Genomic DNA, 25119 nt, shown 5'->3' with positions numbered 1-25119 from the left:
CCCAGATTGACGACCCCGGCGTGCAGGAGTGCCGAGACCGGCGTGGGAGCTTCCATGACTTGAATCAGCCAGCCATGTGCAGGTATCTGCGCTGTTTTCAGCGCCACACCGAGCACGAGCAAGACTGTTGCCAAAGGCACCGGCCAAGGCAGAGCTGTGTGCATCTCGGCCAGCTTCCAAGCGAGCGTGTCGATGCGCAGGGTGCCGAATTGCGCGTACAGCAAAACGGCGGCGCCAATGAAACAGAGCTCGGCGATGCGGCTGACGAGAAACTTTTTATGCGCCGCGATGAGGGCAGCCGTTCGCCTGGGGTAGAAGGTCAGAAGCCGATGCAACGCCAAGCTGCCGCCGAACCATGCGGCGATGATCAAAGTGAGATCGTTACTCACGACAATGGCCATCACAGCGGCAAGCGTGGCCAGCAACGCACTGGCGTAGAAATGTTGCCGCGCCTCTCCTTGAAGGTGGCGCCTCGAATACCCGACGATGACCACGCCGAGAAAACTCACGAGCAGCAACATGACGGATGCAGCGAGGTCGATGCGAAACATCCCGCCAACTGACGGGCCGATCCCCCACACCCAGAGCAGCACGCACGCGATGCATGCCATGAGCGCTGCCAAGCCCGCACTCCAAGCCATGCGCCAAACGCGCCCGGGCTGCGTCCCGAGGCGCGCACACGCCGCGGATCCCATTCCAAAAATCAGCAACGGCACTGCGCATGCGATCTCGCCAATCCCCACGGTGAAGCTCCCGATACTGTTGATATCGTGTAGTTTCAGGCCTGCGCGTCATTCTGTAAAATAGATGATTTAGAACAAAACGTTCATGAAAAAAGAACAGATCGCGGCGAGCCGAATCAACTACCGTCACCTGCATGCGTTCTGGGCCGTCGCCCGGCAGGGCCATCTCACGCGCGCGGCCGAGCAGTTGCATGTGTCCCAGTCGGCCTTGTCCACGCAGATTCGTGAGCTGGAGGACCGCCTGGGTACCCCTCTGTTCGTGCGCGAGGGGCGCGGCCTGCAAATCACCGAAGAGGGCAGCATCGTCTTCGATTACGCCCAGGCCATTTTCGACCTCGGGGCGGAAATGCTGGCGACGCTCGAGGGTTCGGGGCAATCGCTCGTACAGCACCTGCGTGTGGGCAGCGTGGCCACCTTATCGCGTAATTTCCAGGACAACCTTTTCCGCCCCCTTCTACCGCGGCCGGACGTACGACTCACGCTCGAGTCGGGGAGTCTCGACGAATTGCTCGTCAAGCTGCGCATGCACAAGCTCGACGTCGTGCTGTCCAACCGTGCGGTGGCCAAGGACGCTGAGAACGCATGGCGTTGCAAGCGCATCGCACGGCAGGCGGTGAGTTTGATCGGGCATCCCGAGCTGGTCCCCGAAAGATTCCGCTTTCCGCGTGACTTGCAAGGCCACAAGCTCGTTTTGCCCGGGTCCAGCAGTGAAGTCCGGGCGCGTTTTGATGCACTTTGTGAGGAACACGGCATCAAACCTGCAATCCTTGCCGAGGTGGACGACATGGCCATGCTGCGCTTGCTGGCGCGCGACTCGGGCGCCCTGGCAGTGCTACCCGCCGTGGTCGTGCAAGACGAGATTCAGCAAGGCGTGCTGCGTGAACTGATGCGCCTGCCCGGAATCGAGGAGCATTTTTATGCCATCACCGTGCCGCGCCGGTTCGATCCGCCCTTGCTCAAAACCATGCTGCAAGCCGCCCGACAAGACACCCTGAGCATGACCGGCGGCTCCACAGCAGCGCCAGTTGGTAGCTGACCAAGCGGACGTCCAGATGCGGCCGCGAACCACGCAACGCGGCCGTCCGTTCAGGCCGAACTGCCGTCACTGGCCGAATTCTGTTCGGGTGACGGTAGAAACTCTGGAAGCCCGCGGGTTGAACACCTAGGCCGAGACGGGCGAGTGGATTTTGTTCAAAGTCGGGAGGTCCCCATCAAAAATTTGGTGGGCATTCAGCCATGACCTTTCGACCTTGTCGAGATCACTCGTCTCGATCCAATGGAAGAGCACGGCACGACCAACACCTGTCGCTGCGTGTTCATGTCGATGCGAAATTGATCAGCGTGCCGACGAAGGGCTGATCAGGCGCTTCATGCTGAGCAGCTCGTCGACGCGCGGCTGACATCGCGGCGTTTGGTCAAACCAAGATCGGCATGATGGTCAAATTCTTGTCGGTACGCACATACCTGGGTTCCCATCTGGGGTTTGGCATGCAGTTCGGCACCATCGACAAGCACCCGGCCTTCGAGCAGTATTGGGCGAGGATCAGCGCTCGCCCTGCGGTGGTGCGAGCACGGCAGTTCGACGATGCGTTGATCTCGAAGAAATCTGCCAATGCTTGAGAGCAGGATCGATTTCAACGGACACCATGAAAGGCGTCATGGCAATGGGCCCCATCAAGCTCAGCGTCCGTCCAGCAGGCCGCGTTCATCTGGCGAGTGGTCAGTCCCGCAGGAGGACCAAGCTTGCCACTGCCTGTTTGTTGACCGGAACCTGGAGTACGGCTCCAGCAACGCCCACCGCCGTGCTCGTCAACCCGTTTCACGACCCATTTGAGCAAGTCACGCGAGGCTTGCAGGCTTGCGCGGTGCCCAGCCCCCCCGACCTACACCCACGCGGAGATGCAGGAGGAAGAACACTATCGCGTCGATCAGAGCAATAGCTGCCATCTAGCCGGCAAATGCCGTCTGTCCAATAGCTTTCTGTACGACCGTGGCATTGCGAGCACTTTGCTTCCCGTACTGCGTGCGGATCCGCAATTGCATGACACCAGCGTATGGATACTGGTCCAGGGGCGCCTCGTGCAATTGCTCGGTTGTGTCTCGCGGCAGGAACAGATCGCGCATCTTGAAGCGGTAGCCCGCGCCACACCCGATGTGCAAGCCGTGCTCAGCAGCATCTTGGTGGGCACACATGGCAAACCGCCTTACCCGCGTATGGCAGTGCTGTGTGGGTCAGGCCTGCTTAAGGCAATGCAGAACAAGTCCCCCGCACGCGGATAAGGCGGTAAAGGTATTTGCATGATGAAACAACAGACCCTTGCCATGGCAGCCGATTCGGAATCGGGATACGAGCAATATCGCAAGCCCACGCGGCGCGATGAATTCTTGAAGGCCATGGAGGCCATCGTGCCGTGGTCGGCCTTGTGCGAGGTCATCGAGCCGCACGATCCCAAGGCGGGCAACGGCCCCGCCCACCCATCGGACTGGAGCGCATGCTGCGCATCCACTTCATCCAGCACTGGTTCAATCTGGCCGACCTGGCCTGCGAGGACGCGCTGTACGACAGCGCCAGCCTGCGCCGCTTTGTCGGAATTGACCTGGGCCGTGAGCCGGTGCCCGACGCCACCACCTTGCTCAAGTTCCGCCGCCTGCTCAATCACAACAAGCTCGGTGAGGCGCTGTTTGCTCAGGTGGGGCGCGGGAACTGCAAGCGCGGGGCTTCAAGGTCAACACCGGCACCATTGTGGACGCCACCATCATTGGCGCGCCCAGCTCCACCAAGAACGCTGACAAGGCGCGCGACCCCGAGATGCACCAGACCCGCAAGGGCCAGCAGTGGTACTTCGGCATGAAGCTGCACATCGGGGTGGACAGCCGCACGGGGCTGGCGCACAGCGCCGTGGTCACGGCGGCCAATGTGCATGACAAACATCCGCTGCCCGAACTGCTGCATGGCAATGCACAACGTGTGCATGGCGACTCGGCCTATGCCAGCCAGAAAGAGCTGATCGCCAGCAAAGCCCCCAAGGCCAACGACTTTCCAAACCAGCGTACCCGGCGCCCTGGCGGCATCGTGGATGAGGTGCAGCGCGGCAAGAATCGCAACAAGTCGAAGATTCGGGCTCGGGTGGAGCACGTCTTTGGCGTAGTCAAGCGGCTGTGGGGCTTTGGCAAGGTGCGTGACCGGGGGCTGCAAAAGCATGCGACGCGGGCGTTTACAGCGTTGGCACTGGCCAATCTTTACCTCAGCCGCCAAAGGCTGATGGCACAGGTGCGTCCATGAGGGCGAAAAACGGGCCAGATGGCCCGTGCATCAGGCCCGGTGGGCCGCAAAATGGGGCGAGGTATGCCTCGTTTCGACCCCTTTGCTCCATCAGGAGGCTGTGTTGGCGTTTTGACGGAGCTTGTTCAGCGTCGCCTTAGGGCGACGCTGAACAAGTCCCTCGTGCGCATCGCTCGGCTGCAAGAGCCGAAGCGTCGCATCAAGTTTGGCCTCCTGAAGGGCAAGCTGACCGTCCCGACAGACTTCGACGCGCCTTTGCCCGACGATGTGCTGGCCGGCTTCGAGGGACGCTGATGCGCCTCCTGCTGGACACGCACATCTTCTTGTGGGCCGTTGCGGGGTCACCGCTGCTAAAAGCCCCAGCCCGCCGTCTCATCGAGTCCGCCGACGAGGTCTACGTCTCGGCAGCCTCCATCTGGGAGGTCGCCATCAAGGCCCGCCTGGGAAAGATCGAGGCAGACCCCGCGCGCGTTGGCGGCAGCCATCGAGGCGAGCGGGTTCTGGAACTTCCCGTCAGAGCGACGCATGCTGCCGGCGTGGCCCAGCTTGCGCTTCACCACAACGACCCATTCGACCGGCTCCTGATGGCCCAAGCACGGGTCGAGCCGCTCAAGTTGGTCACTGTCGACGCGATGCTGGCCAAGTACAGCGACGTTGTGGTCCTGGTCTGAATCGTTGTCGATGCCCGTGCACTGAGGTCGCAAGCCCGAGCCAAGGCTTGCTCGAAGCCATCGGCATGCCGGTCACCAGCACGATTGGGTGACAGCGCCTTATTGAAAGCTGCGTTTGGCATTTGCGCGACAACCGGGTCAGGTCCCGGATGACGCGACCCGGATCCACCGCGCAGCCTTTTCCGCAATCATCAGCGTCGGGCTGTTGATGTTGCCGCTGGGAATGACGGGCATCACGCCCGCATCCACCACGCGCAGGCCTTCGATGGTGCCCCCGCGGCCGTCGCGCAGACGCAGGCGGGTGTCGACCACGGCTTGCGGGTCGTCCAAGCGGCCCATCGCGGTGGTGCCGGCGGGGTGGAAGATGGTGGTGGCGATGTCGCCGGCCAGGCGCGCCAGTTCTTCGTCCGTCCGGAACTGAACCCCGGGCTTGAATTCCTCCGGCTGGTACTGCGCCAGCGCCGGCTGGGCGACGATGCGGCGGGTGAGGCGCAGGCTGTCGGCGGCCACTTGCCGGTCGGCCTCGGTGCTCAGGTAGTTGGGCGCGATGGCCGGGGCGTCTTCGAAGCGCGGACTGGTGATGCGCACCGTGCCGCGGCTGCCGGGGTTGAGGTTGCAGACGCTGGCGGTGAAGGCGTCGAAGCCGTGGAGCGGTTCACCGAAGGCATCCAGGCTCAGCGGCTGGACGTGGTACTGGATGTTGGGGTGCGTGTACTGCGCGCTGCTGCGGGTGAACACGCCGAGCTGGCTGGGCGCCATGCTCATCGGCCCGCTGCGCTTGAGCGCGTATTCCAGCGCGATGGCGGCCTTGCCCCAGGCGCTGGCGGCGCGGGTGTTGAGGGTGCGCGTGCCCTGCACCTTGAACACCGCGCGAATCTGCAGATGGTCTTGCAGATTGGCGCCCACCCCGGGCAGATCGGCCACGGGCGCAATGCCCTGCTGCCGCAGCAGGGCGGCCGGGCCGATGCCCGAGAGCTGCAGGATTTGCGGCGAGCCGATCGCCCCGGCGCTGAGGATGACTTCCCCCTTGGCGTGCGCCGTCACCATCTCCTGGCCGGTCCACACATCCACGCCGCTGCAACGCAGGCTGCCGTCGGGCTGGGTGTCGATGCGCAGGCGCGAAACCTGCGCCGAGGTCCACAGCTCGAAGTTGGGCCGGCCGTAGCAGGTGGGGCGCAGAAACGCCTTGGCGGCGTTCCAGCGCCAGCCCGCCTTCTGGTTGACCTCGAAGTAGTTCACACCCTCGTTCGTGCCGCGGTTGAAGTCGTCGGTGGCGGGAATGCCGGCCTGCTGCGCGGCCCGGGCGAAGGCGTCGAGAACGTCCCAGCGCAGGCGCTGCTTCTCCACGCGCCATTCGCCGCCGTGGCCGTGCCATCGGGCGAAGTCGGGGTCGGCCTTGGCCGGGTCGTCGCCGCGCCAGTGGTTTTCGTGGGCGATGAAGTCGGGCAGGCAGGCGTTCCAGTTCCAGGACTCGTCGCCGAGTTGCTGCGCCCAGGCGTCGTAGTCGCGCGCCTGGCCGCGCATGTAGATCATGCCGTTGATGCTGCTGCACCCGCCCAGCACTTTGCCGCGCGGGTAGCGCAGGGTGCGGCCGTTCAGGCCCGCGTCCGGCTCGGTCTGGTAGAGCCAGTCGGTGCGCGGGTTGCCGATGCAATAGAGATAGCCCACCGGAATGTGAATCCAGTGGTAGTCGTCCTTGCCGCCGGCCTCGATCAGCAGCACGCTTTTGCTCGGGTCGGCGCTCAGCCGGTTGGCGAGCAGGCTGCCCGCGGTGCCGGCGCCGATGACGATGAAATCGAAGGTGGTGTCGCGCATGGTGGTCAACATCATCGCATGCCATCAAGGCTTGTCGCGCAATGCCCGAGCAGCGTTTGGGGCGAGCCCCCATTGCCACCATCCCCCTCCCTGCCTCCCCCACGACGTGGGGGAGGAGAGAACACTCCCTCCCCACTCGTGGGGAGGGTTGGGGTGGGGACAGAGCGGCAGGCGGACGCTGCGGTGCTTGTCTTACTTCGCCGTCGGCATGACGAACTCGGCGCCCTTGGGCGTGCTCTCCGGCCAGCGCTGCATGATGCTTTTTTGCTTGGTGTAGAAGCGCACGCCTTCTTCGCCGTAGGCGTGCATGTCGCCGAACAGGCTGGCCTTCCAGCCGCCGAAGCCATGCCAGGCCATGGGCACCGGAATGGGCACGTTGATGCCCACCATGCCCACCTGGACGCGGCGGGCGAATTCGCGCGCCACATGGCCGTCGCGGGTGAAGCAGGCCACGCCGTTGCCGAAGGCGTGGGCGTTCACCAGATCGAGCGCGGCGGTGAAGTCGGGCACGCGCACGCAGCTCAGCACCGGGCCGAAAATTTCGTCCTGGTAGATGCGCATGTCGGGGGTGACCTGGTCGAACAGGGTGCCGCCGAGCCAGAAGCCCTGAGATTCTGGGCCCCCGTTCGCTGACGCGACCGCACCCCCGGGGGGCTGCGCCAGCGCCTTGGGGCGGCCCGGCGTCGCTGGCTTGTGTCCAGCAATGGTGAAGTTGCGGCCATCGACCAGCAGTTTCGCGCCCTGCTGCACGCCGGAGGCGATCATGCCGCTGATGCGCTCGCGCGCCGCGGCGGTGACGATGGGGCCCATCTCGGCGTCCAACTCCATGCCGTTCTTCACCTTGAGCTGCTGCGTGCGCTCGATCAGCCTGGGCATGATCTTGTCGGCCACGCCGCCCACCAGCACGCCCACCGAAATGGCCATGCAGCGTTCGCCGGCCGAGCCAAAAGCGCTGCCGATGAGCGCATCGACCACCTGGTCGAGGTCGGCGTCGGGCATCACCACCATGTGGTTCTTCGCTCCGCCCAGTGCCTGCGCCCGCTTGCCGAAGCGCGCCGCCTCCTGCGCGATGTGATGCGCCACCGGCGTGGAGCCGACGAAACTGATGGCGCGCACGTCCGGGTGCTCCAGCAGCGCATCCACCGCGGCCTTGTCGCCCTGCACCACGTTGAACACGCCGTCGGGCAGGCCGGCCTGCTTGAACAGCTCGGCCATGAGCAGGCTGGGGGAGGGGTCGAGCGGGCTGGGCTTGAGCACGAAGGTGTTGCCCGCGGCGATGGCCACCGGGAACATCCAGCACGGCACCATGCAGGGGAAGTTGAACGGCGTGACCCCGGCGACCACGCCCAGCGGCTGGCGCAGCGTCCAGTTGTCGATGCCGGTGGACGCTTGCTCGGTGTAGTCGCCCTTGAGCAGTTGCGGAATGCCGCAGGCGAACTCGATGATTTCGATGCCGCGCGTGACCTCGCCCTGGGCGTCGGTGAACACCTTGCCATGCTCGGCGGTGATCATCGCCGCGAGGGTGTCGCGGTGCTGGTTCATCAGCTCCAGAAACTTGAACAGCACCCGCGCGCGGCGCAGCGGCGGGGTGTCGGCCCACTTCGGAAACGCCGCTTGCGCAGCGGCCACCGCGGTGCCGACATCGCTGGCATCGGCCAGGGCGACCTGGCGCGCCACCTGGCCGGTGGCCGGGTTGTAGATCGGCTGGCTGCGGCCGCTGGCGCCCGGCGTGGCGTGGCCCTGAATGAAATGGCCGACCGTGGCCGTGGCGGTAAAGGCTTCTGGGGCACCCATGCGAGTCTCCTGGACTGAATGTGCAATCGGCCAATCGTAGGCCTCGGCTCCGAGCCTGAACAGCCATATGGAGTGACAACATTGTTCAAATTCGTGAACAATGGACCGATGACTGCATCCATGGGCCGATGACCTCTCCCATTCCTCCCCGCGACGACCTGCTGTGGCAGCAGGTGCATTGGCTTGGCGTCATTGCCAGCGCCGGCAGCCTGACGGCGGCGGCGCAGCGCCTGGGCGTGTCCAAGGCCGCCGTGAGCCAGCATCTCGCCCTGCTGGAGCGCCGGGTGGGGGTGCCGCTGGTGCGGCGCACCACCCGCGCCCTGCGCCTGACCGAAGCCGGCCAGGGCCTGGTGGACGACACCGTGCCAGCCTTCGCGCAGATCGCCCATGGCGTGGCCGCGGCGCACGAACTGGCGCAGGCGCCGCGCGGGCTGGTACGCGTGACCGCCCCGGTGGCGCTGGGGCGGCAGCATATCGCCCCGCATCTGCTGGACTTCCTGCGGCGCTATCCCGACATTCGCGTCGAGCTGGAACTGTCGGACCGGCTGGTCAACCTGCCGCAAGAGGGATTCGATCTGGCGATTCGCCATGTCGCCGCGCCGCCCGACAGCACCGTGGCCTGGAAGCTGTGCGCCACGCGCTCGCTGCTGGTGGCCGCGAACGGCTATTTGCGCAGGCGCGGCGCGCCGCAACATCCGGACGATCTGGCCGGGCATGATTGCCTTACCTATCTGCGACCGGGCGCGGCGGTGTGGATGTTCGAGCGCGCGAACGAAGCCGGTGGCACATCACAAACCGAGGGGCAGCCCGAGCGGGTGCGCGTCACGGTGCGTGGGTCGCTGCGCGCCAACACCACCGAGGTTCTGCGCGAGGCCCTGCTGGCCGGCCTGGGCATCGCCCTGGTTCCCGACTTCAGCGTGGCCAAGCCGCGCAACATGCAGCGACTCCAACAGGTCCTGCCTGACTGGAAGCCGGTGGGTTTTTTCGGCGACAGCATCTACGCCATCCGCCCCTGGAGCCCAAGCGCGCCCCGCGCGGTGCAACTGGTGGTGGAGCATCTGCGCACTGCGCTGGCTGGCGGTTTCGCGCGGTTGGGGCTTGAATGACGCGATCCATCCATCTCAACCCATCCTTCAACAGGAGAGCCATTCATGGACAAGTGGGCATTGGTCACGGGCGCTTCGGGCGGCATCGGCCTGGAGATTGCACGCGAGTTGGCCGCGACGGGTTATGCGCTCGTGCTGAGCGCGCGCAGCGATGACAAGCTGCAGACCTTGGCCGAGGAGTTGCGAGCGCAGCATGGCACACGCTGCCTGTGCATGGCGCTGGACCTTGGCGCAGCAGACGGGCCGGAGACGCTGACGCGGCGCATCGCCGAGGCGGGCGTGGAGCCCACGGTGCTGGTGAACAACGCCGGCTTCGGGGTCTACGGCCGTTTCGCCGAGGCGGACGTCGCGCAGACCCAGGGCATGATCGACCTCAACATCAGCGCGCTCACGCGGCTGACGGCGCTGCTGCTGCCCGCGATGCTGCGGCAAGGCCGTGGCCGCATCCTCAACGTGGCGAGTACCGCGGCCTTCCAACCCGGCCCGGGCATGGCGGTGTATTTCGCCAGCAAGGCCTATGTGCTGTCGCTCAGCGAGGCGCTGGACGCGGAGTTGCGCTGGCGCGGCATCAGCGTCACCGCGCTGTGTCCGGGGGCGACCGAAACCGGTTTCGGCGCGCGCGCCCAGGGCGAGCAGCGTTCAGCTCTGTTTCACGGGCGCATGGCGACGGCGCGCGATGTGGCGCGTTACGGCGTGCTGGCGATGGAGCGCGGCCAGCGTGTGGCGGTGTATGGCCTGCTCAACCGCATGCTGGCGGCCAGCGTGCGCTTCACCCCGCGCCCGGTGGTGACGGCGCTGGCGGGTTGGATGATGCGCGAGGTTTGAGGGCGCCCGGCGTTGCCATCACGGCGGCGCCGGCGCGGCTTCAGCTGCGCTGCGGGCTGGCGTCGCAGCCGCCAGCGGTGGTCAAGGGTGAGGCCGTCGAGCCCTGGGCCCGCGCGGCATCGCCGCACACCGGGCATTGCGGGTTGCGGGCGATGCGGATGGTGTGGATGTCCATGTCGAGCGCGTCGATCAGCAGCAGGCGGCCCGCCAGGCTGCGGCCGGCGCCGGCCATGAGCTTGAGCGCCTCGGCGGCTTGCAGGCTGCCGACGATGCCCACCAGCGGCGCGAACACGCCCATCACGGCGCAGCGCACTTCCTCCACCGGCACATCCGGCGGGAACAGACAGGCGTAGCAGGGCGCGCGCTCACCGTCAGCGCGCGCACGCGGGTCGAACACGCTCACCTGGCCGTCGAAACGGATGGCCGCACCGCTCACCAGCGGCACGTCGTGACGCACGCAGGCCGCGTTGAGCGCATGGCGGGTGGCGAAGTTGTCGCTGCAGTCGATGGCCACCGTGGCCTGCGCGACCAGCGCGCCCAGCAGCGCGGCGTCGGCACGGTGCGGCACCATGTCCACCTGTGCCCGAGGGTTGATCTGGAGCATGGCCTCACGCGCCGACTCGACCTTCAACTGACCCACGCGCGCCTCGGTGTGCGCGATCTGGCGTTGCAGATTGGTGAGGTCGACGACATCGTCGTCCACCAAAGTGATGCGGCCCACCCCGGCGCTGGCCAGGTAGAGCGCCACCGGCGAACCCAGCCCGCCCGCGCCCAGCACCAGGGCATGGCTCGCCGCGATGCGCTCCTGACCTTCGACGCCGATGTCGTCGAGCAGGATGTGGCGGGAGTAGCGCAGCAATTCGGCATCGTTCATGGCATCAAGCATATAAGCGGCGTGCCCGCTGCGCACACCATCGGCTTGCGTGCAGATCCATGGGCGCCGGCAGGGCAGCGTTACGCATGGATACATAGGCTCGCTTGCCCGTCCACCAACTATCAATAAGAATGATTCGTATTTGGAGAAATGAGATGCGAATCAAGCGTTGGATCATGGCCACGACAGGTTTCGCCGGCATGCTGTTTGGAATGCAGGCGCAAGCTCAACCATGGCAGGTGCAGCCCTGCGATGTGGACGACTACATCACCAAGGCCATCGGCATCGAGGAGCCCTGGCTGGAAAACGCGGTCTATGGGTTCGCCCAGGCCGACAACAACGGCTCGCTGCGTTCGCTGACACTCTCGCCCGAGTTCGAGGGCAAGTTCAGCGAGCGTCTCGGCATGGAACTGGACCTTCCCGCCTACACCGCCAACGAGCCCCTCGAACAAGGGCAGGGCGCCTTCGGTCCCGTGGCTGCGGGCTTGAAGTTCGCCGCCCTGCACACCTGCAATCTGAGCGAAGGGCGCGCCAGCCTGCTGACTGTGGAGGTGGAAGGCCAGTACTGGGCCCATCCGCGCCCGAGCGTGCTGCCGGGGGAGGGCAATGCGGTGACGGCCCAGGTGATGTGGGCGCAGCTCTGGTATCCCTGGTTCACGCAGGGGGAGGCGGGCTACACCCGGCGCATCGGCTCTCAAGGAAACGCAGGGCCGCCCCAAATTTCCTTGACCCCCACGGGGGGCGGGTCGGCGAGCCGACCCTGGGGGCGCTCTCAAGGAAACGCAGGGCCGCCCCAAATTTCCTTGACCCCCACGGGGGGCGGGTCGGCGAGCCGACCCTGGGGGCGCTCAGGAGTCACCAGCGGCTGGTTCGTCAACACCAGTCTGGGCCATGCCCTTGGCACGGCTTATGCCGTGCAGTTGGAAGTCGAGGTGGACAACCAACTCACTCTGGATGACGGACACCGCGGGATCGAAGGCAGTGTGATGCCGCAATTCGCCTACCACCTGACGCAGCAGTGGCTGTTGGCCATCGGCGAGCAGGCTGCCATCCAGCAAGGCCAGTCGCAGCCGCAATGGTCGACTTGGTTGATGGTCGAGCACGATTTCTGATCCCAGCGCCTGGCATGCCGGCCACGCGAAACGCAACGGCTCGGCGCTGCCCTGAAACGACCAAGGCCAGCAACGGGTGCGGGCCTTGGCGTCTGGGGGCAGCAGGTCATGCCCTGCGGCTCCTGGAAGCCCTGTTCATTTCTTGGCCGGCACCAAGGAGTTCGCAGGCTTGGACGCAGGGACGGTGGCCGAAGTTGGCGCAGTGGGAGTGGGTTTGGCGGATTTTTCGTCAGCCTTGGCCAGAAGCTTGGTCGTCACGACGGGCTTGCCCTGCAGTTCGTTCAACGCCTGTTCGAGCTGCCAGTCATCCTTGCTGCCGTACTCGGGCAATTTCGGGAATTTGTTCGGATCTTTCTCGATCTCGGCTTCCAGCAGGCGGCGAGCTTCCTCCTGCTTGCGCAACTCGTCCTTGATGCCGGTGGAATCGGCCGATTCGACGCCCGTGCCGATCTGGTTCTTGTAATCCACCTCGCGCATGCGCAGCGCGGCGTAGGGGTCGCCGGTGGGCAGCGGATCGACGAAGTAGTTGGGCGTGATGCCCTTGGCCTGGATGGACTCGCCGTTGGGCGTGTAGTAGCGCGCCGTGGTGAGCTTGAGCGCCGTGTCCGGACCCAGCGGCAGCACGGTCTGCACCGAGCCCTTGCCGAAGGTCTGGGTGCCCATCACCACCGCTCGCTTGTAGTCCTTCAAGGCGCCGGTGACGATCTCCGAGGCCGAGGCCGACCCGCCGTTGACCAAGACGACGAGGGGCAGCGTTTTGACCGCGGCCGGCAGGCTGGACAGGGGGTTGTCACCGGGGATGCGGGAGTAGTCGCTCGGGGTGTTGCGGTAGCTCACATTGGCTTCGGGAATCTGGCCGCGGGTGGAGACGATGACGGCATCCGGCGGCAGGAACACCGAGGCCACGCCCACGGCGCTTTCCAGCAGGCCGCCGGGGTCGTTGCGCAAGTCGAGCACCATGCCTTTGAGCTTGGGATCCTGCTTGTAGAACTCGTCGACCTTCTTCATGAAGTCGGCCAGGGTGTCGGACTGGAACTGGGTGATGCGCACCCAGGCATAGCCGGGAGCGACGATCTTGCCGCGCACGCTCTGCACATGGATTTCCTCGCGCGTGACCGTCACGTTGAAGGTGCGGTTCTCGCTCTTGCGCAGGATGGTGAGCACGACCTTGGTGCCGGGCTTGCCACGCATGAGCTTGACCGCCTGGCTCAGCGGCAGGCCCTTCACCGGGGTGTCGTCGATGCGGGTGATGAGGTCGCCGGCCTGAATGCCGGCACGCGCCGCGGGCGAGCCCTCGATCGGGGAGACCACTTTCACCAGCCCGTCTTCGGCCGAGATTTCAATGCCCACGCCGACGAACTTGCCACTGGTGCTTTCGCGGAATTCCTTGAAGTTCTTCTTGTCCAGATATTCCGAATGCGGGTCGAGGTTGTTCACCATGCCGTTGATGGCATTTTCGACCAGTTTCTTGCCCTCGACAGGTTCGAAAAAGTCAGCCTTGATCAGGCCGTAAACCGCAGCGAATTGCTGCAGTTCTTCCAGCGGCAGCGGCGACACGGCGCTGCGCGCCATGGCCTGCAATTGCAGGGTTGCCAGGGCGCCGGTGAGCACACCGGCCGTGACCCAAGCCGCGATTTTGAATTTGCCAGCCATGCGTGATTCCTCGAAGAGGGCACAGTATAGATTCGGGGCATCGCCCCCAGGGCGCGTGGGCCTGTGCGCCGCGGAGCCGGCCTGCCGGCCATCTGGCCGCGTCGTTGGCTCCAGCAACCCGCGCGAGAGCGATCAGGCTGCGGCGGCAGTTGGGGCGTCGAGGTAGTAGCGGCGCATGGGTTTGAGCGCCGCATCCAGTTCGTACACCAGCGGCACGCCGTTGGGGATGTTCAGGCCGACGATGTCGGTGTCGGAAATGCCGTCGAGATGTTTGATGATGGCGCGCATGGAATTGCCATGCGACACCGTCAGCACCCGCTTGCCGGCGCGGATGGCCGGTGCCAGCGATTCTTCCCACAGCGGCAACACGCGGCGCACCGTGTCTTTCAGGCATTCGGTCAGCGGCAGGTCTTGGGCATTGACCCGGCCGTAGCGCGGGTCGGCCGCCAGTTCGTGGCGATGCGACTCGTCCATCGGCGGCGGCGGCACGTCGTAGCTGCGGCGCCAGATGAGCACTTGCTCGTCGCCGTACTTGACGGCGGTTTCAGCCTTGTTCAGGCCCTGCAGCGCACCGTAGTGGCGCTCGTTGAGCCGCCAGCTATGCACCGTGGGCAGCCACATGCGATCCATCTCGTCCAGCGTCAGCCACAGGGTGCGCACCGCGCGCTTGAGCACCGAGGTGTAGGTGATGTCGAAGTCCAGCCCATGCGCTTTGAGCAACTGGCCGGCTTGCCTGGCTTCGGTCACGCCCTTGTCGGTCAGGTCCACGTCGACCCAGCCGGTGAAGCGGTTTTCCTGGTTCCAGGTGGATTCGCCATGGCGAATCAGTACGAGTTTGTGCATGGTGGGGCGTCGATTGCGCTTGGGAGTGGGTTCAACAGTTGAATCGAACCCTTATCGTAGTGGAGCCTGATAACACGATCATGGTGCCAACCTGTCGCTGCAGGGGTGCGACGGACCCGCACCAAGGGCCGTAATAACCCTGCGCATTCAATCGCTTGCGGGCGCAGCAATATTCATTCTGGCTGATGTTCCTAAAATTGCGGCTTCATCTGATTGGGAGTTGGCATTTTGAAGTTCGTCATGGAAAACCTGTCACTCATCGCCATTGCCCTGGTTTCCGGCGGCATGTTGCTGTGGACCACCTTTTCGGGCAGTGGTGGCGGTGGCGTGACTGCCGCCGAGGCTGTGCGCCTGGTCAACCGCGAGAAAGGTGTCTTGATCGATGTCTGCGAGCCGCAGGAGCATGCGGCCGGCCACAGCGTCGGTTCGCGCAACGTGCCGCTTGGCCAGCTCGAACAGCGCTTGTCCGACCTGCCCAAGAACAAGGAAACCCCGGTTTTGCTGATGTGCCAGAGCGGCACGCGTGCCAGTCGCGCTGCCAACACCCTGCGCAAGCTGGGCTATACCCGTGCCACGGCGGTTGCTGGCGGCCTGCGTGCCTGGCGCGACGCTGGCTTGCCGGTGGAAAAAGGCTGAGTTCGCGTTGATTCGGGGCTGCTTCAGCGCGGGCCGGGGCACGCTTCGCTGCCCTATCGTTGTCGTTGTTGTTGTCGATCGCGAACGCCATCCTGTTTGTTGGGGTTGCGCCGCGTCCTGGCCTGGGCTCGTCGGTGGATGACTCGGCCAAGTTTCTGGAGTTTTCATGTCTCAGGTTCGCATGTACACCACCGCGGTGTGCCCCTACTGCGTTCGCGCCAAAGCCTTGTTGCTCAAGCGCGGCGTGCAGCATATCGAGGAAATCCGGGTCGATCTCGACCACCAGGCCCGTCTGCACATGATGGAGAGCACCGGCCGGCGCACCGTGCCGCAAATCTTCATTGGCCAGACCCATGTGGGCGGCTGCGACGACCTGTACGCGCTCGACACCCGCGGAGGGTTGGCGGCGCTGCTGCAAGCCGTGGGCTGATGCGGCTCGCTTCGGCTCAGGCGAGAGCGGGCGGCTCCTACAATGCCGGATTCCTGTTTCCGTCCTTGCTTTCATCCGCCCATTGAGGCGGGCCCACCCTCTGGAGCCTTTTTGCATGAGCACCCCCTCGAATAACGCGGTTGCCGATCAGTCGCCGGTCTTCATGTTGCAGCGCTGCTACCTCAAAGACCTGTCGCTGGAGCAGCCCAATGCGCCGAAAATCCTGCTGGAGCAGGCCCAGCCGACGGTGGATGTGCAGATGAACGTGGAATCGCAGGCCGTGGTCGAGGGCATTTTCGAAGTGGCCATCACCGCGACCATCACCGCCCGCGTCAACGACCAGACCCTGTTCCTGGTCGAGGGCAAGCAGGCCGGTATTTTCGAGATGCGCAACATCCCGCAGGAACACGCCGACTTGTTGCTGGGCATCGCCTGCCCGCAAACGGTTTACCCCTACCTGCGCGCCAACCTGGCCGACACCATCACCCGCGCCGGTTTTCCGCCGGTGCACCTGGCCGAAATCAACTTCCAGGCGATGTACGAAAGCCAGCAAGCCCAGCAAGCCGGCCAGGCCCCGGGCGGCCTGATCGCGCCCGACGGCTCGGCGCTGAACTGAGTCTCGTCGCCTTTTCGAACCGCCTGGCAGGCGTTGCTGCCACGGTGTCTGCCATGATCGGCCCAGCGTTTCCCGGGGCTCGCTGACCCGCCCGGTCCCGGCCCGTCCTGCATGCGTATGAACATCACCATTCTCGGTGCCGGCGCCTGGGGCACAGCCCTGGCCTGCCACGCGGCAAGTCGCCATGTCGTGCAACTCTGGGGGCGCGACGCGGTGCTGATGCAAGGCTTGCGCACGCGCGGCGAGAACACCCGCTACCTGCCCGGGATCGCCTTGCCCGAGACGCTGGGCCTCACGTCCGACCTGGGGGCAGCCTTGGCGCATGCCGGCGCTCCAGGAGGCTCAGGGCTGTTGGTGCTGGCCACGCCGGTGGCCGGTTTGCGCAGCGTGGCGCAGGCCATGCGCGAGCATGCGCAGGCAAACGCCGCAGCCGTGCATCCGGTTGCGGGCAGCGTCGAACAGGTGTTGATCCTGGCCAAGGGCTTCGAGCGGGGCAGCGGCCTGCTGCCCCATGCGGTGCTGGAGCAGGTGTTCGCAGGCTGGGCGGGCCGGCCGGCCATTGGCGTGCTCTCCGGCCCGAGCTTCGCCCAGGAAGTGGCGCGCGGCCTGCCGGTGGCGCTTACCGTTGCCAGCGCCGATGCCGGTCTCATGCACCATGCCGTGCAGGCCCTGCATGGTGGTGGCATGCGCATTTACGCCAGCGGCGACTTGATCGGCGTGGAAGTGGGTGGGGCGGTGAAGAACGTGCTGGCCATCGCCTGCGGCGTGAGCGACGGCCTGGGCCAGGGGCACAACGCCCGCGCCGCGCTCATCACCCGTGGCCTGGCAGAAATGTCCCGCCTGGGTCTGGCCCTGGGAGCGCATATGGAAACCTTCATGGGCCTGAGCGGCCTGGGTGACCTGGTGCTCACCTGCACCGGGGAGTTGTCGCGCAACCGTCGTGTCGGACTGCAATTGGCGGCGGGCAAGACGCTGGACAGAATCGTGGCCGAACTCGGGCATGTCGCCGAAGGCGTGCCCACCGCGCAAACCGTGCTGGAGCTGGCACACAGCCGAGGTGTGGCCATGCCCATCACCGCGGCCGTGGCCGATTTGCTCGGCGGGCGCTGCAGCGCGAAGGATGCGCTGCGCACCCTGCTGGCGCGCGAGCCGCAGCCCGAGGCTGGGGCCACGTCTGCGCCCACGGTCGAGATGCCGACCAAGCCCGGAGCGCAGGCGTGATCCGGCTCATCGTTGGCCTTGGCAACCCCGGGCCGGAACATGCGCAACAGCGTCACAACGCCGGCTTCTGGTGGCTCGATCAGATCGTGCAGCGCGAGGGCCTGAGCCTGCGGGCGGAGCGCGGTTTTTTCGGCGACATCGCCCGCCTGCGCGGCCCGAAAGGCGACGTCTGGCTGCTGGAGCCGACCACCTATATGAACCGCTCGGGCCAGGCCGTTGCCGCCATGGCGCGGTTCTACAAAATTCCGCCCGAGGACATTCTGGTGGCGCACGACGAACTCGACTTGCCGCCGGGGCAGATCAAGCTCAAGCTGGCTGGCGGCCATGCCGGGCACAACGGCTTGCGCGACATCGCCGCGCAGCTCGGCACGCCGCAGTTCTGGCGCTTGCGCATCGGCATTGGCCATCCGGGCGACCGCTCCGAGGTCATCGGCTTCGTCCTGGGCCGGCCGCCGCGCAGCGAGCTCGATCGCATCGAACAGACCCTGCAGCGCGGCCTGGACGAACTGCCGCGGCTTTTGCGCGGCGAATTCGAGGCGGCGATGATGCACCTGCATCGCGGCAATACGCCACCGCCTGGGCCGAGTCCAGTGCCACCGAAGGGCGCAAACAAGGAGTTGTCATGATGATCATCACCGGTTTTCACCTGGCTCGTATGGCGCTGTTGCTCCTGCTCTTTGCCTGGATGCTGCAGCAGGGTGGCGCGGCCTTCGCGCAGTCGGTGTATCGCTGCGGCAGCACCTATTCCCATGCCCCGTGTCCCCAGGGCAAGCCAGTCGATGTGGCCGACCCGCGCGAGCCCGCCCAAGTCGAGCAGGCACGCGCCCAGACCGCGCGCGACCAGCGCCTTGCCGACCAACTCCACCGCGAAAACGCCGAACGTGAAGCGGCGCGGCGCAAGGCCTTGAAGCAGGAAGCCCTGCAGGCTCGCAAACACGCGCTTGCCCAGCAGCGTGCCTGGCTCCGGCAGGAGCGTGCTCGCAAGGCGGCGCGCAAACACGACACGCGCAAGGCGGTGAGCGGCATTCCCGCGTCCTGAGGCTTCAAATCGGCAGCTGAAAGCAGCTTGCGCTGCCTTGGCCGCAAGTTCGGGTCAGTCGGTCTGCGGGCTTGAGACGCCTGCTTCGGCCGCCACGGTTCGCGGCGGCTCCAGCCCCGCCAGGCTGCGGTACCTCGCCATCAGCACGCCGCGGCTTTCCACGCGGTCGGGGCGAACGGGGATGCAATCGACCGGGCACACTTGCACGCATTGCGGGGTGTCGAAATGCCCGACGCATTCGGTGCAGCGGTCGGGGTTGATTTCGTAGATGTCCAGGCCCATCGAAATGGCCTGATTCGGGCACTCGGGCTCGCAGACATCGCAGTTGATGCACTCGTCGGTGATCCACAAAGCCATGGCAGAGACCTCAGTTCGGCAAACGCCCGGCCAGCTTCACGGCCAGGCGCTCGGTCACCAAGGGGACCACAAATTTGCTCACGTCGCCACCGAGCACGGCAATTTCCCGCACGAACGTCCCGGATACGAACTGGTACTGATCGGCGGGGGTCATGAAGATGGTTTCCACGTCGGGCATGAGTTGGCGGTTCATGCCCGCCATCTGGAACTCGTACTCGAAGTCGCTGACCGCGCGCAGGCCGCGTATCACCACCTCGGCTTCACGCTCCAGCACGAAATTGCGCAGCAGGCCGGAGAAGCCCTCGATCTCCACGTTCTTGTAGGGCGTGAGGATGGTGCGCGCCAAGTCCAGGCGTTCGTCCAGGCTGAAGAGCGGGTTCTTGTGGTGTCCGCCAGCCACGGCGACGATCAGCCGGTCGCAGAGTTTGCTGGCGCGACGCACCAGGTCTTCATGCCCACGGGTGAAGGGGTCGAAAGTGCCGGGGTAGACGGCCGTCAGCATGGTGAACTCCAGGGTTGGTGCACGGCGGCAGTTTATTCCGCGGCGCCGGCTTCGGCCTTGCGCTGCAGCACGGCGTAATGCACCTGACCGGCGCGGTCCCGGCGGTACACGCTCCAGGCGCCGCCGTCGGTCCAGGCGGCCAGCTGGCGCGCATCAGGCGCCTCGATGTAGGCCATGCCGCCAGCGGGCAGCAGACGCGAAGCAGCAGCCAGCGCGGCGGCGTGCAGGCCGCTATCGGCCAGTGCGAACGGCGGGTCGATGAACACGATGTCATAGCTGCCCCTGGCGCAGCGCGCGGCGAACTGCAGCGCGTCTTGTGCATGGACGCGAGCCGCGGCCACGCCGAGCCGGGTGCAGGCCTCGGTCAAGGCCTTGGCGAGCCGGGCATCACGCTCGACCAGATCGACCCAGGCCGCGCCGCGCGACGCCGCCTCCAGGCCCAGCGCGCCGCTGCCGGCGAACAGATCGAGGCAACGCAGCCCGGCGAGATCCTGGCCCAGCCAATTGAACAGGGTTTCGCGCACGCGGTCGGGCGTGGGGCGCAGCCCGGGGTGATGGGCGACCACCAGCTTGCTGCGCTTGAGGCGGCCGCCAATGATGCGAACCTCACCCGGCCCATGGTTGGGCTGCGGGCTGCGGGGTTTGGGTGCAGATGAAGGTTTTCCGGGCATGGCGGTGCGTCCGAACAAAGGTTGGCGCCGGGGAGCATAGCCGCGTGCGCTCGGGGTTGGCACGGGCTGACGGTGGCAGGCGACAATAAGGCCCGCCGCATGCGCCCGCATGCGGCCACTGCATGCCACCACCGAACCTTCTTCGCCCATGTTCCGTTTTTTCAAACGCAAGCCCGCAGCGCCCGAATCCGCCCAGGCCCATCCGCAGGAAGCGCAGCTGGCCGCGCCAGCTGCAGCGCCCGTTGCCGTGGTCGAAGGCCCCTTGTCCGCAAGCAGGGCGGAGCAGGGCGCCGTCAGGCGCGACGAGGAGGCGAACCCGGGCGCGGCCCAGCCTGCCCCGGAGTTGATCGGTCCAGCGGGAGGCGGCGCCGACACCGAGGCTGCGTCCGGCTGGTTTTCGCGTTTGCGCCAGGGTTTGCGCAAGACCGGTTCGGGCATTTCCGTCCTGTTCGGCGGCAGTCGCGTCGACGAGGCGCTGTACGAGGAACTGGAGACGGCGCTGATCCTGGCTGACGCCGGCATGCCGGCGACGCAGTTCGTGCTGGAACAGTTGCGCAAGAAGGTGCGCACCGCGCGCGCCGAGACGCCGCTGCAGGTCAAGGAGCTGCTGCGCGATGTGCTGGCCGAGTTGCTTCAGCCACTGGAGCGGCCGCTCGACATCGGCAAAACCACGCCCACGGTCATCATGCTCGTGGGCGTGAACGGTGCGGGCAAGACCACCACCATCGGCAAGCTCACGCGGCATTTGCAGCAGGCCGGCTGCAAGGTTCTGCTGGCGGCGGGCGACACCTTCCGCGCCGCGGCGCGCGAACAACTCGCAGCCTGGGGCGAGCGCAACGCGGTGCAGGTCATCGCCCAGCAGGGCGGCGATCCGGCCGCGGTGGCTTTCGACGCCGTGACCGCCGGCCGCGCGCGCGGCATGGACGTGGTCATCGTCGATACCGCCGGCCGCCTGCCCACGCAGCTGCACCTGATGGACGAGTTGAAGAAGGTCAAGCGCGTGACGGCCAAAGCGATGGAGGGCGCGCCGCACGAAGCCATTCTGGTGATCGACGCCACCAACGGCCAGAACGCGCTGGCGCAACTCCGCGCCTTCGACGAGACCCTGGGACTGAGCGGCATCATCCTCACCAAGCTCGACGGCAGCGCCAAGGGCGGGGTGATCGCGGCCATCGCGCGCGAGCGCCCGGTGCCCATCTATTTCATCGGCGTGGGCGAATCGCTCGACGACCTGCAGCCTTTCGACGCCCGCGCCTTTGCCCAGGCGCTGGTGGGTTGAGGCGGCTGTCTCACGCCGACTGCTCTTTTCTCTCTTTTCTTCCCGGAATCGCGCGCAGCCATCCTTCACGACCATGCAGACCGCCCCGCACACCAGTCCATCCAGCAGCACCGTGGCCGATGCGCCAGACTTGCCGCTTGGCCCCGTGGTGTCGGCTTGGAAACCGCCGCCGTCGCCCGCACACACGCCGCTTGCCGGCCTGCGCGCAAGGCTGGAGCCCTTGGACATGGCAGACCACGCCGTTTCCTTGCACGCGGCTAACGCCGAAGACAGCGCTGGGCGGATGTGGACCTATCTACCCTACGGCCCGTTTGCCGACGCCGCGGCTTACGCCGACTGGGTGCGGGAAAGCCAGGCCTCGCGCGATCCGCTCTTCTTCGCCATCGTCGCGGCCGCAACCGGCCAGGCTTCGGGCGTGGCCGCCTACTTGCGCATCGACCCGAACAACGGCTGCATCGAGATCGGCCATCTGGCCTTCGCGCCGCGCCTGCAGCGCACCCCGGCCGCCACCGAGGCGCTGTTCCTCATGCTCGACCACGCTTTTGCGCTGGGATACCGGCGCGTGGAGTGGAAGTGCAATGCCCTCAATGCCCCCTCGCGCCGGGCGGCGCCGCGCCTGGGCTTCAGCTTCGAGGGTTTGTTCCGCCAAGCGGCGGTGGTCAAAGGGCGCAACCGCGATACCGCCTGGTACGCCATGCTCGACCGCGAATGGCCAGCCCTGCGGCGGGCTTATGTCCAATGGCTGGATGCCGCCAATTTCGATGCCCAAGGCCGGCAGCGCCAGGCCCTGGGCACGCTCACCCAGCCGGCGCTCGCGTCGTCCCATCCTGCAGCCGCGCAGGTTTGATGATGGCCCAGTGCGGGGCCTGATGCGGAACTCCGGCAGGCGCTTAGCACTCTGATGGCCTGAGTGCTAAAATTCAAATCCTGAATAGACAGAGGAGTATGCATATGGCCCGCACCAATGCCCTTGCCCTGCAACCCACACTGGGGACAGCATCTGTGGCGGGGGCTTCTTTCGCCGTCGGATTTCCCGCCCAGGTGCCCAGCTTGGGCAATCTGGAGTCCTACATCGCCGCCGCCAACCGCATGCCCATGCTGAGCCTTGAAGAAGAGCGCTCGCTGGCGCTGGCCTGGCGTGAGCGCGAAGACCGCGACGCCGCCGGGAAACTGGTGATGTCGCACCTGCGTGTGGTGGTCTCGGTCGCCCGCCACTATCTCGGTTACGGCCTGCCGCATGCCGACCTGATCCAGGAAGGCAATATTGGCCTGATGAAAGCGGTTCGCCGCTTCGACCCGTCGCAAGGCGTGCGTCTGGTCAGCTACGCGCTGCACTGGATCAAGGCGGAAATCCACGAATACATCCTGCGCAACTGGCGCTTGGTCAAGGTGGCCACCACCAAGGCGCAGCGCAAGCTGTTCTTCAACCTGCGCTCGATGAAGCAGGGCTTCGAGAGCTTTCACGACGCCGAGATCGATGCGGTGGCGAAGACCTTGCAGGTCAAGCGCTCCGACGTCATCGAGATGGAGCAACGCATGGGCGGCAGCGAAGTCTCACTGCAGCCCGTGGGTGACGATGGCGAAGAGTCATTCGGCCCCGGCGCCTACCTCTCGGACCGCAGCCACGAACCCGATGCCGTGCTGGAAGCTCGCAGCCGCGAGCGCCTGCAGGTGCAAGGTCTGGAGCAGGCTCTGGAAACCCTGGATGCACGCAGCCGCCGCATCGTCGAGCAACGCTGGCTGGCGGTGAACGACGATGGCACCGGCGGCAAGACCCTGCACGACCTGGCCGCCGAGTTCAGCGTGTCGGCCGAGCGCATTCGCCAGATCGAAGTTCAGGCCATGAAAAAAATGCGCCAAACCCTGGCGCAATACGCCTGACGCAAGACTCCCGGGGCGATACCCCCGGGTTGGTGCGCCCGGCCTGGGCTTGGTTGTCGCCCGCCGCCAGCGCCCTGCGGCGTGGTCCTGCCGCAGGCGTCATGCCTTGCCCTCTGCAGGGCGTGACCAGCCGTGCGCCCAAGAGGGGTCATGGCGTCAACAGCCGTGGTTTCACGGTCATCCATCCCGCGCTTATTCTGGAAAGTCCCCAGTGGCAAGATGCGCTGACAACTGCATACTCCCGGAACTAAATGGATAACCTGGAGGAGTCAGCATGGGAGTGGAAATCGACCCGCCGTTTTTCATCAATGCGGCGGTCATTGCGGTGATGAGCGTTGGCTTGTTCACCGATGAAAAAAGCCACCGATTTTCAGCGCAGGGCTGAACCTTCCATTCAGGCTGATTCGGCCTTGGGCTGAATCAAGCCGTCTGCCTGCATCCCCTTTTTGCCCGGGCCATTGCGCCCGTTTCACAACCGAGGAGACAACACCCATGCATCGCATTGCTGCAAACCACCGTCAAACCCTGGTGCGCTTGGCCCTGGCCACCCTGTTCACGACCGCCGCCGTGGCAGCCCAGGCTGCCGCCCCCGTGCTCATGTCACCGCAATGGACGGCCAATTTCTGCCAGGCCTGGAACCAGACCGCCCAACTCGCCGAGGGCCTGGCCGGCGAATGGCTGCACGATGACAAGGGCCGTGGCTACAAGGTGGTGGAGTTGTACCGGACCGATTGCGGCAAGGGCTCGATGGTGGAACTCAAGATCGTGCCGAAGGATGGCAAGGCCTTTTGCACCTACGGCGGCGTCCCCAACACACCGGCCAACTTCGACGTGGACTTTTTGATGCACGCCAGCACCAGGAACTGGGAAGCCATGGGCAAAGGCGACCCGGGGCCCATGTGGGCCATGATGAGCGGCAAGCTCGAGTTCCAGGGCCCGAAGTTGGTGGCCATGCGTGCGATCAAACCGTTCGAGAGCTTCCTGCTCAATGTCGGCAAGGTCGCTGGCGACGCGGCAACCTGTCCGGCCGGAGCCACGCAGACCAGCTTGGCGCAATAAGCGGCGGTCTGATTTCAGGCACCGAAAAGCCCGCTTCGTGCGGGCTTTTCGCGTCTGCAGAGCCCTTGCGTTCAGCCGGCGCAAGGGCTTCAATCAAGATTTCCTCAGACCTGAGTCCCGTCATGACCGAGCGCATCAGCCGTTTCCCCGTCCCCGAACTCGCCGACCTGCCGGACGATATCCGCCAGCGCATTCTCGCCGTGCAGGAGCGCAGCGGCTTCGTGCCCAGCGTGTTTCTCGCCCTGGCGCATCGGCCCGATGAATTTCGCGCTTTTTTCGCTTATCACGACGCCTTGATGCTCAAGCCCTCGGGTCTGAGCAAGGGTGAACGCGAGATGATCGTCGTCGCCACCAGCGCCGCCAACCACTGCCTGTATTGCGTCGTCGCCCATGGTGCGATTTTGCGCATCCACGAGAAAGCGCCGCTGCTTGCCGACCAACTCGCGACCGACTGGACCCGGGCTCCGCTCACTGCGCGCCAGCGCGCGATGCTGGCGTTCGCCCTGAAGGTGGCGCAGCAGGCCAACACGGTGGACGCAGCCGATGACGAGGCTCTCTATGCCGCAGGCTTCAGCCAGGAAGACATCTGGGACATCGGCGCCATCGCAGCCTTCTTCGCACTTTCCAACCGCATGGCCGGACTCACCGGCATGATGCCCAACGCCGAGTTCTACATGCTGGGGCGGGTGCCCCGAACCCCTTGATGGGC

28 protein-coding genes and 1 pseudogene are annotated in these 25119 nt (G+C 65.7%); 20 read left to right on the top strand and 9 right to left on the bottom strand.

Annotation, left to right across the window (positions count from 1 at the left end; genetic code table 11):
- Positions 1-611: proton-conducting transporter transmembrane domain-containing protein (locus ACYCUK_RS08415; RefSeq protein ID WP_461594340.1), on the bottom strand; the 611-nt coding region annotated here is incomplete at its 3' end.
- A 232-nt stretch (positions 612-843) separates the two neighbouring features.
- Here ACYCUK_RS08415 and ACYCUK_RS08410 point away from each other — a divergent pair.
- The 6 genes and pseudogenes from ACYCUK_RS08410 (at position 844) to ACYCUK_RS08385 (ending at position 4697) form a co-directional block, all read left to right on the top strand.
- On the top strand, positions 844-1779 hold the full coding sequence (locus ACYCUK_RS08410; RefSeq protein ID WP_461594344.1) for a LysR family transcriptional regulator: 936 nt from the start codon (positions 844-846) through the stop codon (positions 1777-1779).
- Between the two features lie 452 nt (positions 1780-2231).
- The gene (locus ACYCUK_RS08405; RefSeq protein ID WP_461594339.1) at positions 2232-2363 is read left to right on the top strand and encodes a hypothetical protein; all 132 of its coding nucleotides are present in this window, start codon (positions 2232-2234) and stop codon (positions 2361-2363) included.
- A gap of 279 nt (positions 2364-2642) precedes the next feature.
- On the top strand, positions 2643-3023 hold the full coding sequence (locus ACYCUK_RS08400; RefSeq protein ID WP_461594338.1) for a BON domain-containing protein: 381 nt from the start codon (positions 2643-2645) through the stop codon (positions 3021-3023).
- 21 nt (positions 3024-3044) lie between these two features.
- Positions 3045-4026, top strand: a pseudogene (locus ACYCUK_RS08395) (IS5 family transposase).
- Between the two features lie 63 nt (positions 4027-4089).
- Positions 4090-4320 carry a hypothetical protein gene (locus ACYCUK_RS08390; RefSeq protein WP_461594337.1) on the top strand — a complete coding sequence of 77 codons (231 nt, stop codon included), beginning with the start codon at positions 4090-4092 and terminating at the stop codon, positions 4318-4320.
- On the top strand, positions 4320-4697 hold the full coding sequence (locus tag ACYCUK_RS08385) for a type II toxin-antitoxin system VapC family toxin (RefSeq protein ID WP_461594336.1): 378 nt from the start codon (positions 4320-4322) through the stop codon (positions 4695-4697). The genes ACYCUK_RS08390 and ACYCUK_RS08385 overlap by 1 nt, the downstream gene beginning before the upstream one ends.
- 138 nt (positions 4698-4835) lie before the next feature.
- Here ACYCUK_RS08385 and ACYCUK_RS08380 read toward each other — a convergent pair whose 3' ends face one another.
- Together ACYCUK_RS08380 and ACYCUK_RS08375 are read right to left on the bottom strand one after the other, a co-directional pair.
- A complete protein-coding gene (locus ACYCUK_RS08380; protein ID WP_461594335.1) occupies positions 4836-6512 on the bottom strand; it encodes a GMC family oxidoreductase in 1677 nt (558 codons plus the stop codon).
- 192 nt (positions 6513-6704) lie between these two features.
- Positions 6705-8306 carry a CoA-acylating methylmalonate-semialdehyde dehydrogenase gene (locus ACYCUK_RS08375; RefSeq protein ID WP_461594334.1) on the bottom strand — a complete coding sequence of 534 codons (1602 nt, stop codon included), beginning with the start codon at positions 8304-8306 and terminating at the stop codon, positions 6705-6707.
- Positions 8307-8434: 128 nt separating this feature from the next.
- Between ACYCUK_RS08375 and ACYCUK_RS08370 the strand changes: the two genes are divergently transcribed.
- Positions 8435-9412, top strand: a complete 978-nt coding sequence (locus ACYCUK_RS08370) for a LysR family transcriptional regulator (protein ID WP_461594333.1) — start codon at positions 8435-8437, stop codon at positions 9410-9412.
- Positions 9413-9457: 45 nt separating this feature from the next.
- Positions 9458-10237: an SDR family NAD(P)-dependent oxidoreductase gene (locus ACYCUK_RS08365; protein WP_461594332.1), complete on the top strand. Its 780-nt coding sequence runs from the start codon at positions 9458-9460 to the stop codon at positions 10235-10237.
- A 40-nt stretch (positions 10238-10277) separates the two neighbouring features.
- Here ACYCUK_RS08365 and ACYCUK_RS08360 read toward each other — a convergent pair whose 3' ends face one another.
- Positions 10278-11111, bottom strand: a complete 834-nt coding sequence (locus ACYCUK_RS08360) for a HesA/MoeB/ThiF family protein (protein WP_461594331.1) — start codon at positions 11109-11111, stop codon at positions 10278-10280.
- 155 nt (positions 11112-11266) lie between these two features.
- On the opposite strand from ACYCUK_RS08360, the gene ACYCUK_RS08355 reads away from it, so the two are divergent.
- Complete coding sequence (locus ACYCUK_RS08355) at positions 11267-12223, top strand: hypothetical protein (protein WP_461594330.1); 957 nt, start codon at positions 11267-11269, stop codon at positions 12221-12223.
- 135 nt (positions 12224-12358) lie between these two features.
- On the opposite strand, the gene ACYCUK_RS08350 is transcribed toward ACYCUK_RS08355, so the two are convergent.
- Positions 12359-13876, bottom strand: coding sequence for a S41 family peptidase (locus ACYCUK_RS08350; RefSeq protein ID WP_461594329.1), 1518 nt, complete (start codon positions 13874-13876; stop codon positions 12359-12361).
- 132 nt (positions 13877-14008) lie between these two features.
- Entirely contained in the window at positions 14009-14719 is a 711-nt protein-coding gene (gpmA, locus tag ACYCUK_RS08345) for a 2,3-diphosphoglycerate-dependent phosphoglycerate mutase (RefSeq protein WP_461594328.1), read from the bottom strand.
- Between the two features lie 228 nt (positions 14720-14947).
- Between gpmA and ACYCUK_RS08340 the strand changes: the two genes are divergently transcribed.
- From ACYCUK_RS08340 to ACYCUK_RS08315, 6 genes are all read left to right on the top strand, one after another.
- Positions 14948-15355, top strand: coding sequence for a rhodanese-like domain-containing protein (locus tag ACYCUK_RS08340; RefSeq protein ID WP_112485830.1), 408 nt, complete (start codon positions 14948-14950; stop codon positions 15353-15355).
- 166 nt (positions 15356-15521) lie between these two features.
- Entirely contained in the window at positions 15522-15785 is a 264-nt protein-coding gene (grxC, locus tag ACYCUK_RS08335; protein WP_461594327.1) for a glutaredoxin 3, read from the top strand.
- A gap of 115 nt (positions 15786-15900) precedes the next feature.
- Positions 15901-16401, top strand: a complete 501-nt coding sequence (gene secB, locus ACYCUK_RS08330) for a protein-export chaperone SecB (RefSeq protein WP_461594326.1) — start codon at positions 15901-15903, stop codon at positions 16399-16401.
- Between the two features lie 117 nt (positions 16402-16518).
- Positions 16519-17622, top strand: coding sequence for an NAD(P)H-dependent glycerol-3-phosphate dehydrogenase (locus ACYCUK_RS08325; RefSeq protein ID WP_461594325.1), 1104 nt, complete (start codon positions 16519-16521; stop codon positions 17620-17622).
- Entirely contained in the window at positions 17619-18248 is a 630-nt protein-coding gene (gene pth / locus ACYCUK_RS08320; RefSeq protein WP_461594324.1) for an aminoacyl-tRNA hydrolase, read from the top strand. The genes ACYCUK_RS08325 and pth overlap by 4 nt, the downstream gene beginning before the upstream one ends.
- Positions 18245-18661 (top strand): hypothetical protein, encoded by a 417-nt coding sequence (locus ACYCUK_RS08315; RefSeq protein ID WP_461594323.1) that lies wholly within the window; start codon positions 18245-18247, stop codon positions 18659-18661. Before pth ends, ACYCUK_RS08315 begins: the two co-directional genes overlap by 4 nt.
- Positions 18662-18715: 54 nt before the next feature.
- Here ACYCUK_RS08315 and ACYCUK_RS08310 read toward each other — a convergent pair whose 3' ends face one another.
- The 3 genes from ACYCUK_RS08310 to rsmD are packed head-to-tail and all read right to left on the bottom strand — an operon-like array spanning position 18716 to position 20191.
- Positions 18716-19018, bottom strand: a complete 303-nt coding sequence (locus tag ACYCUK_RS08310; protein WP_461594322.1) for a YfhL family 4Fe-4S dicluster ferredoxin — start codon at positions 19016-19018, stop codon at positions 18716-18718.
- Positions 19019-19028: 10 nt separating this feature from the next.
- Entirely contained in the window at positions 19029-19520 is a 492-nt protein-coding gene (gene coaD, locus ACYCUK_RS08305; protein WP_461594321.1) for a pantetheine-phosphate adenylyltransferase, read from the bottom strand.
- Positions 19521-19552: 32 nt separating this feature from the next.
- Complete coding sequence (gene rsmD, locus ACYCUK_RS08300) at positions 19553-20191, bottom strand: 16S rRNA (guanine(966)-N(2))-methyltransferase RsmD (RefSeq protein ID WP_461594320.1); 639 nt, start codon at positions 20189-20191, stop codon at positions 19553-19555.
- Positions 20192-20339: 148 nt separating this feature from the next.
- Here rsmD and ftsY point away from each other — a divergent pair, with 148 nt between their 5' ends.
- From ftsY to ACYCUK_RS08275, 5 genes are all read left to right on the top strand, one after another.
- Entirely contained in the window at positions 20340-21470 is a 1131-nt protein-coding gene (ftsY, locus tag ACYCUK_RS08295) for a signal recognition particle-docking protein FtsY (protein ID WP_461594319.1), read from the top strand.
- 73 nt (positions 21471-21543) lie between these two features.
- Positions 21544-22317 (top strand): GNAT family N-acetyltransferase, encoded by a 774-nt coding sequence (locus ACYCUK_RS08290; protein WP_461594318.1) that lies wholly within the window; start codon positions 21544-21546, stop codon positions 22315-22317.
- A gap of 104 nt (positions 22318-22421) precedes the next feature.
- Positions 22422-23351, top strand: a complete 930-nt coding sequence (gene rpoH / locus ACYCUK_RS08285; RefSeq protein ID WP_461594317.1) for an RNA polymerase sigma factor RpoH — start codon at positions 22422-22424, stop codon at positions 23349-23351.
- Between the two features lie 492 nt (positions 23352-23843).
- Positions 23844-24410, top strand: coding sequence for an SCP2 sterol-binding domain-containing protein (locus tag ACYCUK_RS08280; RefSeq protein WP_461594316.1), 567 nt, complete (start codon positions 23844-23846; stop codon positions 24408-24410).
- 122 nt (positions 24411-24532) lie between these two features.
- Positions 24533-25114 carry a peroxidase-related enzyme gene (locus ACYCUK_RS08275; RefSeq protein ID WP_461594315.1) on the top strand — a complete coding sequence of 194 codons (582 nt, stop codon included), beginning with the start codon at positions 24533-24535 and terminating at the stop codon, positions 25112-25114.
- The last annotated feature ends 5 nt before the right edge of the window (positions 25115-25119 follow it).

The sequence above is a fragment of the Thiomonas sp. genome, assembly GCF_054608695.1.
Note: the sequence above shows the minus strand (reverse complement) of the source record. Positions and strands in the feature narration are given on the sequence as shown.